The 14,871-nt window shown below is 67.9% G+C and carries 8 protein-coding genes; all 8 read left to right on the top strand.

The window, feature by feature from the left end:
* Positions 1 to 94: 94 nt before the first annotated feature.
* The 8 genes from ACQBAU_RS15370 to ACQBAU_RS15335 all read left to right on the top strand — a co-directional run bounded on the left by ACQBAU_RS15370 (position 95) and on the right by ACQBAU_RS15335 (position 14,512).
* Complete coding sequence (locus ACQBAU_RS15370) at positions 95 to 3,124, top strand: Na+/H+ antiporter subunit A (protein ID WP_465256115.1); 3,030 nt, start codon at positions 95 to 97, stop codon at positions 3,122 to 3,124.
* Entirely contained in the window at positions 3,121 to 3,738 is a 618-nt protein-coding gene (locus ACQBAU_RS15365) for a Na(+)/H(+) antiporter subunit C (RefSeq protein ID WP_434548180.1), read from the top strand. The genes ACQBAU_RS15370 and ACQBAU_RS15365 overlap by 4 nt, the downstream gene beginning before the upstream one ends.
* Positions 3,735 to 5,264, top strand: coding sequence for a Na+/H+ antiporter subunit D (locus ACQBAU_RS15360; protein WP_434548181.1), 1,530 nt, complete (start codon positions 3,735 to 3,737; stop codon positions 5,262 to 5,264). Before ACQBAU_RS15365 ends, ACQBAU_RS15360 begins: the two co-directional genes overlap by 4 nt.
* The gene (locus tag ACQBAU_RS15355; protein WP_465256114.1) at positions 5,261 to 5,959 is read left to right on the top strand and encodes a Na+/H+ antiporter subunit E; all 699 of its coding nucleotides are present in this window, start codon (positions 5,261 to 5,263) and stop codon (positions 5,957 to 5,959) included. The genes ACQBAU_RS15360 and ACQBAU_RS15355 overlap by 4 nt, the downstream gene beginning before the upstream one ends.
* Positions 5,956 to 6,330, top strand: coding sequence for an MrpF/PhaF family protein (locus tag ACQBAU_RS15350; RefSeq protein ID WP_434548183.1), 375 nt, complete (start codon positions 5,956 to 5,958; stop codon positions 6,328 to 6,330). The genes ACQBAU_RS15355 and ACQBAU_RS15350 overlap by 4 nt, the downstream gene beginning before the upstream one ends.
* Positions 6,327 to 6,800, top strand: a complete 474-nt coding sequence (gene mnhG / locus ACQBAU_RS15345; RefSeq protein WP_434548184.1) for a monovalent cation/H(+) antiporter subunit G — start codon at positions 6,327 to 6,329, stop codon at positions 6,798 to 6,800. Before ACQBAU_RS15350 ends, mnhG begins: the two co-directional genes overlap by 4 nt.
* A 262-nt stretch (positions 6,801 to 7,062) precedes the next feature.
* Positions 7,063 to 10,545, top strand: a complete 3,483-nt coding sequence (gene rpoB / locus ACQBAU_RS15340; protein WP_434548469.1) for a DNA-directed RNA polymerase subunit beta — start codon at positions 7,063 to 7,065, stop codon at positions 10,543 to 10,545.
* Positions 10,546 to 10,648: 103 nt separating this feature from the next.
* Positions 10,649 to 14,512 (top strand): DNA-directed RNA polymerase subunit beta', encoded by a 3,864-nt coding sequence (locus tag ACQBAU_RS15335; protein ID WP_434548185.1) that lies wholly within the window; start codon positions 10,649 to 10,651, stop codon positions 14,510 to 14,512.
* The last annotated feature ends 359 nt before the right edge of the window (positions 14,513 to 14,871 follow it).

The raw sequence follows: 14,871 nt of genomic DNA, 5'->3' as shown, positions 1-14,871 counted from the left end.
GCTCCGTCGGAGCCATCGGTTAAAGTACGCACCATCCCGCTCCGCCTCGGTTCGCCGTCGGTGACCATGCCAACCACGACAGGGTCCGACCTCGTTGATCATTCTCATCGCCGTCCACTTCGGAACAGCCGTGCTGGCGCCCCTGTTGGCGCGCTGGATCGGCAACCGCATGTTCTGGGTGATGGCGATCCCGCCGGCGGTGACCTTCGGCTGGCTGGCGCTGCAGGGTCCGGCCGTGATCGGTGGCGGCCAGATCGTCGAGCGGTACGCGTGGATCCCCAGCCTCGACCTGGACCTGACGCTGCGGCTGGGCACACTGCAGTGGGTGCTGGGCCTGGTGGTGTCCGGCATCGGGTCGCTGGTGCTGTTCTACTGCCGGTGGTACTTCGCCCACGACAGCCCGAAGGCGCGCTGCGCCGGGGTGTTGGTCGCCTTCGCCGGCACCATGTTCGGACTGGTGACCGCTGACAACTTCCTGCTGTTCTACGTCTTCTGGGAGCTGACCACGGTCTTCTCCTACCTGCTCATCGGTCACACCCCGAGCCGGGCGGCCAACCGCGGTGCCGCTCTCAATGCTCTGATCGTCACCACCTTCGGTGGCCTGGCGATGTTGTTCGGCATCATCATCCTCGGCGTCCAGGTCGGCACCTTCTCGATCTCCGAAACCCTCGCCATCGTCTCCGACGGACTCGCCTCGGGGACGCTAGACCCCACCACCTGGCCGCCGCTGATGATCGGTGCGGTGCTGTTGATCCTCATCGGGGCGGTGACCAAGTCGGCGATCGTGCCGTTCCACTTCTGGTTGCCCGGTGCGATGGCCGCGCCCACCCCGGTGTCGGCCTACCTGCACGCCGCCGCCATGGTCAAGGCCGGGGTCTACCTGGTGGCTCTCCTCGCTCCGGTGTTCGCCTCGGTCCCCGGCTGGCGTCCGGTGCTGCTCGGGCTGGGGGCGATCACGATGGTGGTCGGCGGCTGGCGAGCGCTCACCCAGAACGACATCAAGCTGCTGCTCGCGTACGGCACGGTCAGCCAACTCGGCTTCATGGTGGTGCTGTGCGGCCTGGGCACCCGGTCCGGGGCCCTCGCCGCGCTGTCGGTCGTGGTCGCCCACGCCCTGTTCAAGGCCACCCTGTTCCTCGTGGTCGGCGTCGTCGACCACTCCACCGGCACCCGCGACCTGCGCAAGCTTTCCCGGGTCGGCCGCAAGATGCCGTTCGTCGCGATCGCCGCCGTCCTGGCCGGTGCCTCGATGGCCGGGGTGCCGCCCCTGGTCGGGTTCCTCGGCAAGGAGGCCGCCCTCGAGGCCCTGCTCAACCTGCGCGGCGACCTGCCACAGTTCCCGCCCGGCCCGAGCCTGCTGCTGGTCGCCGCGGTCGTCGCCGGGTCGGTGATGACGACGGCCTACACGCTGCGGTTCCTGTGGGGTGCCTTCGGCGACAAGCGTGGCAGCACGATCGAGCTCAAGGTCGCGGCGGTGCCGCCCGGCTTCGCGTTCGCACCGGTCGCGCTCGGGCTGGCCAGTCTGGCCGGTGGTTTCCTGGGGCCGGTGCTCAGCGGCCTGTTCGAGCCGTACGTCGCGACCGTCACCGTCGGCAAGGAGGGGCACGGTCTCGCGCTGTGGCACGGGCTCACCGTGCCGCTGGCGATCTCCGGTGGCATCCTGGTGGCCGGTGTCGTGCTGTTCTGGCTGCAGGACACGATCATCGCGATGCAGTCGGGCTTTCCCTCCGCCGTGTCGGCCGAGGGTGCCTACCTGAAGCTGATGCGCGGAGTCGACCGGCTGGCCGTCGAGGTGACCGCGGTGACCCAGCGGGGTTCGCTCCCGCTCTACCTGGGCACGATCCTGCTGACGGTGGTCGCGCTGCCCGGTGGGACCCTGCTGGTGATGCAGCACTGGCCGTCCAGGCTGATCTGGTTCGACTCGCCGCCCCAGGCGGTCGTCGGTGTCGTCATCATGGTCGCCGCGCTCGCCGCGGTCGGTGCCAGAGGCCGGCTCAAGGCGGTCATCCTGCTCGGAGTCACCGGCTACGGCACCGCGATGATGTTCCTGCTGCACGGCGGCCCGGACCTCGCCCTCACCCAGGTGCTGGTGGAGACCGTCACGCTGATCGTCTTCGTCCTGGTGATGCGGAAGCTGCCGAAGTACTTCACCGACCGGCCGCTGCAGGCCTCCCGGTGGTGGCGGATCGCGGTTGCGGTGTCGGTCGCGGTGGTGGTGTGCACGATCGTGTTCGTGTCGGCCGGCTCGCGGGTCGCCGAGCCGATCTCGACGGCGTACCACGAGGTCGCCTACACGTACGGCTACGGCCGCAACATCGTCAACGTCACCCTGGTGGACATCCGTGCCTGGGACACCCTCGGCGAGATCTCGGTGCTGGTCGCCGCGGCCACCGGTGTCGCCAGCCTGATCTTCATCCGGACCAGGTACCTCACCGGCACCGCCGGTGTGGCCCAGCGTCAGGGCCGTCGCCACGTCAGCGGCACCGGCCAGCGGACCAGCGGCCGACTGTCGTGGCTGCGGGGCGGGGAGGCCCTGTCGCCGAAGCAGCGTTCGATCATCTTCGAGGTGATCACCCGACTGTTGTTCCCGGTGATGGTGATGACGTCGGTCTACGTCATGTACGTGGGCCACGAGTCGCCCGGTGGCGGATTCGCGGGTGGGCTGATCGCCGGTCTGGCGTTGATGGTGCGCTACCTGGCCGGGGGGCGCAACGAGCTCGACGAGGCGGCCCCGGTCGACGCCGGCCGGGTGCTGGGCGCCGGCCTGCTCGTCGCCGGGATGTCGGCGCTGGCCCCGCTGGCGTTCGGTGGGCGCGTGCTGGAGAGCTACGCGATCGACATCCACATCCCGTTCCTGGCCGAGCTGCAGACGCCGTTCGGGGTGCTGCCGCTGCTCGGCACCTGGCACATCGTCACCTCGCTGTTCTTCGACGTGGGCGTCTACCTGGTGGTGATCGGCGTGATGCTCGACCTCGCCCGCAGCCTCGGCGCCGGCATCGACCAGCACGAGGACGAGGACCGCGCCCCGGCGGTGAAGCCCGACACCGACGAGGCAATCTCCGGGGTCAGCCGCTACCTGGCCCAGCATCCCGAAGCCTCGGCGGCGCACGGTGGTGAGCGATGAGCCCCAACATCGTGCTGCTGGTGACCGCCGGCATCCTGATCGCCGCCGGCATCTATCTGATGCTGGAACGGTCGCTGACCCGGATCCTGGTCGGCGTCGTGATGACCAGCAACGGCGTCAACATGCTGTTCCTGGTCGCCTCCGGCCCGGCCAAGGAGGCGCCGATCATCGACCTGGTGCCGGCCGGCGACATGAGTGACTCGTTGCCACAGGCCATGGTGCTCACCGCGATCGTGATCACCCTCGGCACGGCGGCGTTCATGCTGACCGTGGCGTACCGCAGCTTCCAGCTGAACGGTCACGACGAGGCCCAGGACGACGTCGAGGACAACCGGATCATTCGGCTGGCCGAGGCCGACGAGGCATCGCAGTCGTACGACGAGAGCGAGGAGGGCGCCGTGCCGGACGAGGACGACGGCCCGGACGACGGCGGCGTCCCCGGTGTGGTGCAGGACTCCGAAGCGGCCCGAGAAGCGCGGCGGGTCGACGACGAGGCGGCCGACGACGAGGCGGCCGACGACGAGGTGGCCGACGACGAGATGACTGACGACGAGATGACCGACGAGGGGACCGGGGTCGCGAAGTCCGAGGCTGAGCAGGAGGAGCGCACATGACGAACCTGCTCCCGCTGCCGGTCCTGCTGTGCCTGATCGGTGCCGGCCTGTCGCTCGCCGCCGGTCGTCGGCCCCGGGTCCAGCGGTTCATCTCCCTGCTGGTGCTCACCAGTGTCGCGGTGATCGCCGGCACCCTGATGTACGTCACCGACACCTCCGGCCCGCAGGTCTTCTGGGTGGGCGGGTGGACCGGCGGACTCGGCATCGCACTCGTCGCCGACCGGCTGTCGTCGCTGATGCTGCTGGTCTCGGTGCTCGTCACCTTGATGGTGCTGATGTTCTCGATGGGGTCCCGGGAGGAGGCGGAGCGGTCGCGCCGGCTGCCCACCTCGATCTTCCACCCGACCTTCCTGGTGCTGTCGGCCGGCGTCTCCAACGCCTTCCTGACCGGTGACCTGTTCAACCTGTTCGTCGGCTTCGAGATGTTGCTGTTCGCGTCGTACGTGCTGATCACCCTGGGCGGTACCGGGGAGCGGATCCGTGCCGGCACCACGTACGTGGTGGTGAACCTGCTGTCCTCGTCGCTGTTCCTGGTCGCCCTGGCCGCCGTGTACGCCGCGACCGGGACGGTGAACATGGCGGCACTGTCGATCCGGCTCGCCGAGCTGCCGCCCGGGGTCCAGCTCGCGCTGCAACTGCTGCTGCTCACCGTCTTCTCGATCAAGGCCGCCGTGTTCCCGCTCTCGGCCTGGCTGCCCGACTCGTACCCGACCGCGCCGGCCCCGGTCACCGCCGTGTTCGCCGGCTTGCTGACGAAGGTCGGCGTGTACGCGATCATGCGGACCCAGACGGTGCTGTTCCCCGAGAGCCCGCTCAGCGGGCTGCTGATGTGGGCCGCCCTGCTGACCATGCTGATCGGCATCCTCGGCGCGGTGGCGCAGTCGGAGATCAAACGAATGCTGTCGTTCACCCTGGTCAGCCACATCGGCTACATGGTGTTCGGCGTCGCGTTGGCGACCGAGGCCGGACTGGCCGGCGCCATCTTCTACATCGCCCACCACATCACCATCCAGACCACCCTGTTCCTGGTCACCGGGCTGATCGAGCTCCGCGGCGGCAGTACCTCGTTGAAGGAGCTCGGCGGCCTGGCCGCGCTGTCCCCGATGGTCGGGGTGCTGTTCTTCATCCCGGCGATGAACCTGGCCGGGATCCCACCGATGTCCGGCTTCATCGGCAAGATCGGCCTGCTGACCGCCGGCGTCGACAAGGGGAGCTGGCTGGCGTACGTGCTGGTCGCCGGCGGAGTGCTGACCAGCCTGCTCACGCTGTACGCGATGGCCAAGGTCTGGAACCGGGCGTTCTGGCGGGCACCACCGGAGTCCGACGACGGTCGGGACGCGCTGATCGTCCGGCGCCGGGGCCGCCGGATGCCGGCCGGCATGGTACTGATCGCCTCGGCGCTGGTCGCGGCCGGGCTGGGGCTGACCGTCATCGGCGGGCCGCTGTACGCCTACAGCGAGCGGGCCGCCGCGGACTCGACGTCGGTGGCCTACGTACGGACCGTGCTCGGGGAGGGCCCCCGATGATGACCATGACCGACCGACGCAACGGCCTCCAGTACAAGACGATCATCGCGCTGACCGTCGTCTGGGTGCTGTTGTGGGGCGAGCTGAGCATCCTGAACGTGCTGATCGGCCTCATCGTCGGACTGGTCATCACCCTCGTCTTCCCGCTGCCGCCGATCAGCTTCCACGGCCGGCTCCGGCCGCTCGGGGCGCTGTGGCTCGGCGTGAAGCTCGTGCTCGACCTGGTGGTGGCGTCGTTGTCCGTGGTCGGGACGGTGTTCCACTTCGGCAAGAAGTTCGACAACGCCGTCATCCGGGTGCCGCTGCGGTCGCACTCCGACCTGTACATGACGATCGCCGCCGAGCTCACGTGCCTGGTCCCGGGCAGCGTGGTGATCGAGGCCAGTCGCTCCACCGACACGTTGTACGTGCACGTGATGGACGTGTCGGGGCCCGAGGACCTCGAGGCGGCCAAGCAGGCCGCCCTTGACGCCGAGATCCGGGTGTTGAAGGCGCTCGGCTCGAACGAGGAACTGGAGTGCCTCCGTACCGGAGCCCCGATGCCACGTCCCGACAACCGCGACAAGGGGCCGGGTGGCGAGGAGCCCGAGGACGAGTACGAGGACGTCTTCAGCGCCGACCCGACACCGGTGTCGACGGAGACGCAGGCATCGCCGGAGACGCCGACGGACGGAGCGGGGGAGGAGCGCACATGATCGTCAGCATCCTGCTGGGGCTCGGCGTGGTCATGCTCGCCGCGGCGGCCCTGCTCGCGCTCTACCGCATGACCAAGGGACCGACCACCCTCGACCGGATCATCTCCGCCGACGTCATCTTGGCGATGGTGGTGGCCGGGCTCACCATGGAGGCCGTCATCAACCGCCACGCGACCACCCTGCCGATCATGCTGGTGGTCTCGTTGGTCGCCTTCGCCGGATCGCTCAGCGCGGCCCGATTCTTCGCCGACCAGGACCGCAACACCCTGGTCCAGGAGGCCCACGCCACCTCGGACGCGGCCGCAGAGACCTCCGACGGCGAGACGTCCGACGGCGAGACGTCCGACGGCGAGGGGAGGGCTGCCCGATGACGCTGGACGAGGTGTTCGACCTGATCGGGGCGGTGCTGGTGCTGCTGGGCTGCTTCCTGTGCCTGTCGGCCGCGGTCGGGCTGGTGCGGTTCCCCGACATCCTGACCCGGATGCACGCCGCGACCAAGCCGCAGACCCTGGGGCTGTTGATGCTGGTCACCGGTCTCGGGGTGACACTGCGCCAGCCGGGGGTGATCGGGGTGCTGTTCCTGATCGCGGTCCTGCAGTTGCTGACCTCGCCGGTGTCGGCGCACATGGTGGCGCGGGCCGGCTACCGCTCGCACCAGGTCTCGAACGGTGCCATTGCCACCGACGAGCTGGCCGAGGACCTGGCCAAGGCCGGCTTCATCCTGCAGCGGACCGAGTCCGAGGTGGCCGAGCTCGCCGATCCTGATGACCAGGCCGATGACGGGGTGGACGACGACCCCGGGGATGCCGCGGCCGGGCCGTCGGCACCACCTCCGCACTGAGTCCGTCCACACCGAACCCGCCGAGGTACTTGCCCCGTGACCCTCAGGCGGTATGCTTCGAACAACGGTCCGGGGAGGCCGCGAGCGTTCGATCCGCACCACCCCGTTTGACTCGGCTGCTTCGCCCTGCGCGGAGCCTTTACAGCCCTGCCGATTTCGGCTACACTGTTGATTTGCCCCAAGCAAACCGATGACCCGTGGCGCTTGACACGGGTCGTTCAGCGTGCATCCAATCGCTCGCGTGCCTTCGGAAGGACCACTCTTGGCCGCCTCGCGCACCACCACCATCACCTCGAAGCACGACGTCATCTCTCCCACGGGTCGCATCTCGTTCGCCAAGATCGCCGAACCGTTCGAGATCCCCGATCTCCTCGACATCCAGGTCAACAGCTTCGACTGGCTGATCGGGAACGAGGTCTGGCAGGGACGCGTCGCCGAAGCCCTCGAGGAGGGTCGTACCGACTTCAACGACCGGTCCGGCCTGGAGGAGATCTTCGAGGAGATCTCGCCGATCGAGGACTTCTCCGGAACGATGTCGCTGTCGTTCCGTGAGCACCGCTTCGAGCCTCCGAAGAACAGCGTGGACGAGTGCAAGGAGCGCGACGTCACGTACTCCGCACCGCTGTTCGTCACCGCCGAGTTCATGAACAACGAGACCGGCGAGATCAAGAGCCAGACCGTGTTCATGGGTGAGTTCCCGCTGATGACGGACAAGGGCACGTTCGTGATCAACGGCACCGAGCGTGTCGTGGTGTCACAGCTCGTCCGCTCGCCCGGTGTCTACTTCGAGCAGACCCCCGACAAGACGTCGGACAAGGACATCTTCACCTGCAAGTTCATCCCGTCGCGCGGCGCGTGGCTGGAGTTCGAGGTCGACAAGCGCGACACCGTCGGTGTCCGGCTCGACCGCAAGCGCAAGCAGAACGTCACCGTCCTGCTGAAGGCGCTCGGCTGGACCGACGAGCAGATCCTCGAGGAGTTCGGCCAGTACGAGTCGATGCGACTCACCCTGGAGAAGGACCACACCTCGGGCCAGGACGACGCCCTGCTCGACATCTACCGCAAGCTGCGCCCCGGCGAGCCGCCCACCAAGGAGGCCGCCCAGACGCTGCTGGAGAACTACTACTTCAACCCGAAGCGGTACGACCTGGCCAAGGTCGGGCGCTACAAGATCAACCGCAAGCTCGGCCGCAACGAGCCGATGGACCAGCAGGTGCTGACCACCGACGACATCGTCGCCGCGATCCGTTACGTGGTGGCGCTGCACGAGGGTCAGGAGACCCTCGACGACGACCTGATCGTCGAGGCCGACGACATCGACCACTTCGGCAACCGTCGCCTGCGGACCGTGGGTGAGCTCATCCAGAACCAGCTCCGGACCGGTCTCGGCCGGATGGAGCGGGTGGTGCGTGACCGGATGACCACCCAGGACATCGAGGCCATCACCCCGCAGACGCTGATCAACATCCGTCCCGTGGTGGCTGCGCTGAAGGAGTTCTTCGGCACCTCGCAGCTGTCGCAGTTCATGGACCAGAACAACCCGCTGGCCGGGTTGACGCACAAGCGGCGACTGAACGCGCTCGGCCCCGGCGGCATCTCCCGTGACCGCGCCCAGATGGACGTCCGTGACGTCCACCCCTCGCACTACGGCCGGATGTGTCCGATCGAGACCCCGGAGGGCCCGAACATCGGCCTGATCGGCTCGCTCGCCTCGTTCGCCCGGGTCAACGCGTTCGGGTTCATCCAGACCCCGTACCGCAGGGTCGTCGACGGTGTGGTGACCGATCAGGTCGACTACATGACCGCCGACGAGGAGGACCGGTACGACATCGCGCAGGCCAATGCGGTGCTCAACACCGACGGCAGCTTCGCCGAGGAGCGGGTGCTGGTCCGCAAGAAGTACGGCGAGATCGACGCCATCCCGCCCAGCGACGTCGAGTACATGGACGTGTCGCCGCGGCAGATGGTGTCGGTGGCCACCGCGATGATCCCGTTCCTGGAGCACGACGACGCGTCGCGTGCCCTGATGGGGTCCAACATGCAGCGGCAGGCGGTGCCGCTGATCCGTTCGGAGGCGCCGTTCGTCGGTACCGGCATGGAGTACCGGGCCGCCATCGACGTCGGTGACGTCACGATCGCCGAGAAGGCCGGTGCGGTCACCTCGGTGAGCGGCGACCTGATCGAGATCGCCAACGACGACGGCACGTACCAGACCCACAAGCTGGCGAAGTTCCGCCGCTCGAACGCCGGCACCTGCATCAACCAGCGTCCGCTGGTCCGCGAGGGTGACCGGGTCGAGGAGGGGACGCCGCTGGCCGACGGGCCGGCGACCGACAACGCCGAGATCGCACTGGGCCGCAACCTGCTCGTGGCGTTCATGCCGTGGGAGGGCCACAACTACGAGGACGCGATCATCCTCAGCCAGCGGCTGGTGCAGGACGACGTCTTGACCTCGATCCACATCGAGGAGCACGAGGTCGATGCCCGTGACACCAAGCTGGGCGCCGAGGAGATCACCCGCGACATCCCCAACGTCAGCGACGAGATGCTGGCCGACCTGGACGAGCGGGGCATCATCCGGATCGGTGCCGAGGTCAACACCGGCGACATCCTGGTCGGCAAGGTCACGCCGAAGGGCGAGACCGAACTGACCCCGGAGGAGCGACTGCTCCGGGCGATCTTCGGCGAGAAGGCCCGCGAGGTCCGCGACACCTCGCTGAAGGTGCCGCACGGCGAGTCGGGCACCGTCATCGGCGTCCGCATCTTCGACGCCGAGGAGGGCGACGAGCTGCCGCCCGGGGTCAACCAGCTGGTCCGGGTGTACGTGGCCCAGAAGCGGAAGATCTCCATCGGTGACAAGCTTGCCGGCCGTCACGGCAACAAGGGCGTCATCGCCAAGATCAACCCGGTCGAGGACATGCCGTTCATGCCGGACGGCACCCCGGTCGACATCGTGCTCAACCCGCTCGGCGTGCCGGGCCGGATGAACCTCGGCCAGGTCCTGGAGACCCACCTCGGGTGGGTGGCCAAGGCCGGCTGGAACATCGAAGGGGTGACCGAGCCGTGGGCGGAGCGTCTGCGCGAGGTCGGCCTGGAGCAGGTGGACGGCGACTCGAACCTGGCGACACCGGTCTTCGACGGTGCCACCGACGCCGAGATCACCGGGCTGCTGACGAACTCCAACCCCAACCGCGACGGTGACCGGATGGTCGCCGGGACGGGCAAGGCGCAGTTGTTCGACGGTCGGTCCGGGGAGCCGTACCCGCAGCCGGTCGGTGTCGGCTACATCTACATGCTGAAGCTGCACCACCTGGTCGACGACAAGATCCACGCCCGTTCGACCGGTCCGTACTCGATGATCACGCAGCAGCCGCTGGGCGGTAAGGCCCAGTTCGGTGGCCAGCGGTTCGGCGAGATGGAGGTGTGGGCCCTCGAGGCGTACGGCGCGGCCTGGGCCCTGCAGGAGCTGTTGACCATCAAGTCCGACGACGTGCTCGGCCGCGTGAAGGTGTACGAGGCCATCGTCAAGGGCGAGAACATCCCCGAACCGGGCATCCCCGAGTCGTTCAAGGTGCTGGTCAAGGAGATGCGGAGCCTCTGCCTGAACGTCGAGGTGCTGTCCTCCGACGGCACCCGCGTCGAGCTGCGGGACTCCGAGGAGGAGAACTACCGAGGCTCCGACGAGTTCGGCATCGACCTGTCCCGGCGACCGGGCGAGTCGATCGGCAGCGTCGAAGAAGTCTGAGTCCGCCGGCCGGGTCACCGCCACCGCGTGACCCGGCCCGGACCGGTCCCTCCCACCCACTGAGCACACGCCGCGCCCGCCACCCGGGCGTACGACACAAGGAATGAGAAGCAACGTGCTGGACGTGAACTTCTTCGACGAGATCAAGATCGGCCTGGCCACCGCCAACGAGATCCGTGAGTGGTCCCACGGCGAGGTCAAGAAGCCCGAGACCATCAACTACCGCACCCTGAAGCCCGAGCGCGACGGCCTCTTCTGCGAGAAGATCTTCGGCCCGACCCGCGACTGGGAGTGCTACTGCGGCAAGTACAAGCGGGTCCGTTTCAAGGGCATCATCTGCGAGCGCTGTGGTGTCGAGGTCACCCGCTCGAACGTGCGTCGTGACCGCATGGGCCACATCGAGCTGGCCGCCCCGGTCACCCACATCTGGTACTTCAAGGGTGTCCCGAGCCGGCTCGGCTACCTGCTCGACATCGCGCCGAAGGACCTCGAGAAGGTCATCTACTTCGCCGCGTACATGATCACTGCGGTCGACGAGGAGGCCCGGCACCGGGACCTGTCCTCGCTCGAGGCGCGGATGGACACCGAGCGCAAGCAGCTGGAAACCAAGCGGGACAGCGACATCAACACGCGCATGCAGAAGCTCGAGGAGGACCTGGCCCAGCTCGAGGACGAAGGCGCCAAGGCCGACGTCAAGCGCAAGGTCCGCGAGGGTGCCGAGAAGGAGCTCAAGCAGCTCCGCGACCGCGCCCAGCGTGAGCTCGACCGGCTGGCGGCGGTCTGGGACCGCTTCAAGTCGCTGAAGGTCCAGGACCTCGAGGGCGACGAGCTGCTGTACCGCGAGATGAAGTCGCGCTTCGGCAAGTACTTCGAGGGCTACATGGGCGCCACGGCGATCCAGAAGCGACTGCAGACGTTCGATCTGGCCGCCGAGGCGGAGAACCTGCGCGACACGATCCGCAACGGCAAGGGCCAGCGCAAGACCCGTGCCCTGAAGCGTCTCAACGTGGTGTCGGCCTTCATCAACACCGAGAACTCGCCCGAGGGCATGGTGCTGGACTGCGTCCCGGTCATCCCGCCGGACCTGCGGCCGATGGTGCAGCTCGACGGTGGCCGCTTCGCGACGTCGGACCTGAACGACCTGTACCGACGCGTGATCAACCGGAACAACCGGCTGAAGCGGCTGCTCGACCTCGGTGCACCCGAGATCATCGTGAACAACGAGAAGCGGATGCTGCAGGAGGCCGTCGACAACCTGTTCGACAACGGCCGCCGCGGCCGTCCGGTGACCGGGCCGGGCAACCGTGCGCTGAAGTCGATCTCGGACATGCTGAAGGGCAAGCAGGGCCGGTTCCGTCAGAACCTGCTCGGCAAGCGTGTCGACTACTCGGGCCGTTCGGTCATCGTGGTCGGCCCGCAGCTGAAGCTGCACCAGTGCGGTCTGCCGAAGACGATGGCGCTGGAGCTGTTCAAGCCGTTCGTGATGAAGCGGTTGGACGACCTCAACCACGCCCAGAACATCAAGTCCGCCAAGCGGATGGTCGAGCGGCAGCGCCCGGTCGTGTGGGACGTGCTGGAAGAGGTCATCGCCGAGCACCCGGTGCTGCTGAACCGTGCACCCACGCTGCACCGACTCGGCATCCAGGCGTTCGAGCCGCAGCTGATCGAGGGCAAGGCGATCCAGATCCACCCGCTGGTCTGCACCGCCTTCAACGCCGACTTCGACGGTGACCAGATGGCGGTCCACCTGCCGCTGAGCGCCGAGGCACAGGCCGAGGCCCGGATCCTGATGTTGTCGACCAACAACATCTTGAAGCCGGCCGACGGTCGTCCGGTGACCATGCCCACCCAGGACATGATCATCGGGACGTACTTCCTCACCCTCGCCGACGACGAGGCACCCGGCCAGGGTCGGGTGTTCGCCAACATCGCCGAGGCGTGGATGGCGATGGATCGTGGCGAGATCACCGTCCAGTCGAAGGTCCGGATCCGGCTCCGCGACATCATCCCGCCCGAGGGCGCGGAGTTGCAGGCCAACGGCACCGTGCTGCTGGAGACGACCCTGGGCCGCGCGATCTTCAACGAGGCGCTGCCCGAGGACTACCCGTACGTCAACTTCCTGGTCGGCAAGAAGCAGCTGGGCCCGATCGTCAACGACCTGGCCGAGCGCTACCCGAAGGCCGAGGTGGCCAACTGCCTGGACGCGCTGAAGGACCTGGGCTTCCACTGGGCCACCCGGTCCGGTGTCACCGTGTCGATGGGGGACATCACCTCGCCGCCGCAGAAGGCCGAGATCCTGCAGGGGTACGAGGCCCGCGCGAGCAAGATCGACAAGCAGTACGAGCGTGGCCTGATGACCGGCGAGGAGCGTCGCCAGGACCTGATCGAGATCTGGACCGAAGCCACCGCCCACCTGATGAAGGTGATGGAGGACAACTTCGACGAGCGCAACCCGATCTACATGATGGTCCACTCGGGCGCCCGCGGAAACATGGTGCAGATGCGCCAGATCTCCGCGATGCGTGGTCTGGTGGCCAACCCGAAGGGCGAGATCATCGCCCGTCCGATCAAGGCCAACTTCCGTGAGGGCCTGACCGTGGTGGAGTACTTCATCTCCACCCACGGTGGTCGAAAGGGACAGGCCGACACCGCGCTGCGTACCGCCGACTCGGGTTACCTGACCCGTCGTCTGGTGGACGTCAGCCAGGACGTGATCATCCGCGAGGAGGACTGCGGCACCGAGCGCGGCCTGACCAAGACGATCGCCACCGAGGTGGACGGCAAGCTCATCGCCGATGAGCACGTCGAGACCGCCGTGTACGCCCGGTCGCTCGCGACCGACGTGCTGGACGAGAACGGGTCGGTGCTGGTCGCCGCCGGGACCGACCTCGGCGACGTCAACATCGCCCTGCTGGTCGCCTCCGGGGTCTCCTCGGTCAAGGTCCGCAGCGTCCTCACCTGTGAGGCCGTCAGCGGCACCTGCGCCATGTGCTACGGCCGTTCGCTGGCCACCGGCAAGCTGGTCGACGTGGGTGAGGCGGTCGGTATCGTCGCCGCCCAGTCGATCGGTGAGCCCGGCACCCAGCTGACGATGCGGACCTTCCACACCGGTGGTGTGGCCGGGGACGACATCACCCAGGGTCTGCCCCGTGTGGTCGAGCTGTTCGAGGCACGTACGCCGAAGGGCAAGTCGCCGATCGCCGAGGTGGCCGGCCGGATCCGCATCGAGGAGGAGGACCGGAGCCGCAAGCTCTACCTGGTCCCCGATGACGGTTCGGAGGAGCTGGAGGTCCCCGTGGGCCGCCGGGTCCGGCTGCTGGTCGAGGACGGCGAGAACGTGGCCGTCGGGCAGCAGCTGACCGCCGGTACCCCGGATCCGCAGGACGTCCTCCGGGTGCTCGGTGTCCGCAAGGTGCAGGAGTACCTGGTGGACGAGGTGCAGGAGGTCTACCGCACGCAGGGTGCGCCGATCCACGACAAGCACATCGAGATCATCATCCGGCAGATGCTGCGGCGGATCACCGTCATCGAGTCGGGCGACTCGTCGATGCTGCCCGGCGACCTGATCGACCGCTCCCGCTACGAAGGCGTCAACCGTCAGGTCGTCGCCGAGGGTGGCACCCCCGCGTCCGGTCGTGCCGTGCTGATGGGCATCACCAAGGCGTCGCTGGCCACCGACTCGTGGCTCTCGGCGGCCTCCTTCCAGGAGACCACCAAGGTGCTGACCGATGCCGCGATCCACGGCCGCTCCGACAGCCTGGTCGGGCTGAAGGAGAACGTGATCCTCGGCAAGCTGATCCCGGCCGGCACCGGCCTGGAGCGGTACCGCAACATCCGTGTGGAGCCGACCCCCGAGGCGAAGGCCGCGGCCTACTCCTTGGTCGGGTACGACTACGACTACGACTTCGGTTCCGGCTCCGGCGCCGCAGTCCCGTTGGAGGAGTTCGACCTCGGCGACTACCGCTGAGGCACGACAAGCCCGGTTCGAGGGCCCGCATCCCGTCAGGGGTGCGGGCCCTCGGCCGTTCCGGCACCTGCGCTCCTCCGCGTGAGCGTCCGCACCCTCGCGACGCCCCCGGCACGACGCACGCGACCGTCTCGCGCCCACGCCGCAGGTGACCTTCTCGCGCCCACGACGCCCCAGTTCCTTCAGTACGCACCAGTTCCTTCAGTACGCACCGGTTGCATGAGCGGATTGCTTATGCGTGGTGCGGGAACTGGTGTGTCGTGGGCGCCAGCCACCGGAGCGGAGGCGGCTTCCGTACGGAACTGGTCGAAATTGCCCTGTGGACAACGGATTCTGGGCCCCAAACACAGCGCAGGGTT

The organism is Carbonicoccus niuqiaonis, assembly GCF_050157065.1.
Taxonomy (GTDB): Bacteria; Actinomycetota; Actinomycetes; order Propionibacteriales; family Propionibacteriaceae; genus Avipropionibacterium.
Note: the sequence above shows the minus strand (reverse complement) of the source record. Positions and strands in the feature narration are given on the sequence as shown.

Bases quoted from the DNA above. Each gene is read 5' to 3' on its own strand.
- ACQBAU_RS15355 (WP_465256114.1), top strand. From the start codon at position 5,261: ATGATGACCATGACCGACCGACGCAACGGCCTCCAGTACAAGACGATC.
- ACQBAU_RS15350 (WP_434548183.1), top strand. From the start codon at position 5,956: ATGATCGTCAGCATCCTGCTGGGGCTCGGCGTGGTCATGCTCGCCGCG.
- ACQBAU_RS15365 (WP_434548180.1), top strand. From the start codon at position 3,121: ATGAGCCCCAACATCGTGCTGCTGGTGACCGCCGGCATCCTGATCGCC.
- ACQBAU_RS15360 (WP_434548181.1), top strand. From the start codon at position 3,735: ATGACGAACCTGCTCCCGCTGCCGGTCCTGCTGTGCCTGATCGGTGCC.
- ACQBAU_RS15335 (WP_434548185.1), top strand. From the start codon at position 10,649: ATGAGAAGCAACGTGCTGGACGTGAACTTCTTCGACGAGATCAAGATC.
- mnhG (WP_434548184.1), top strand. From the start codon at position 6,327: ATGACGCTGGACGAGGTGTTCGACCTGATCGGGGCGGTGCTGGTGCTG.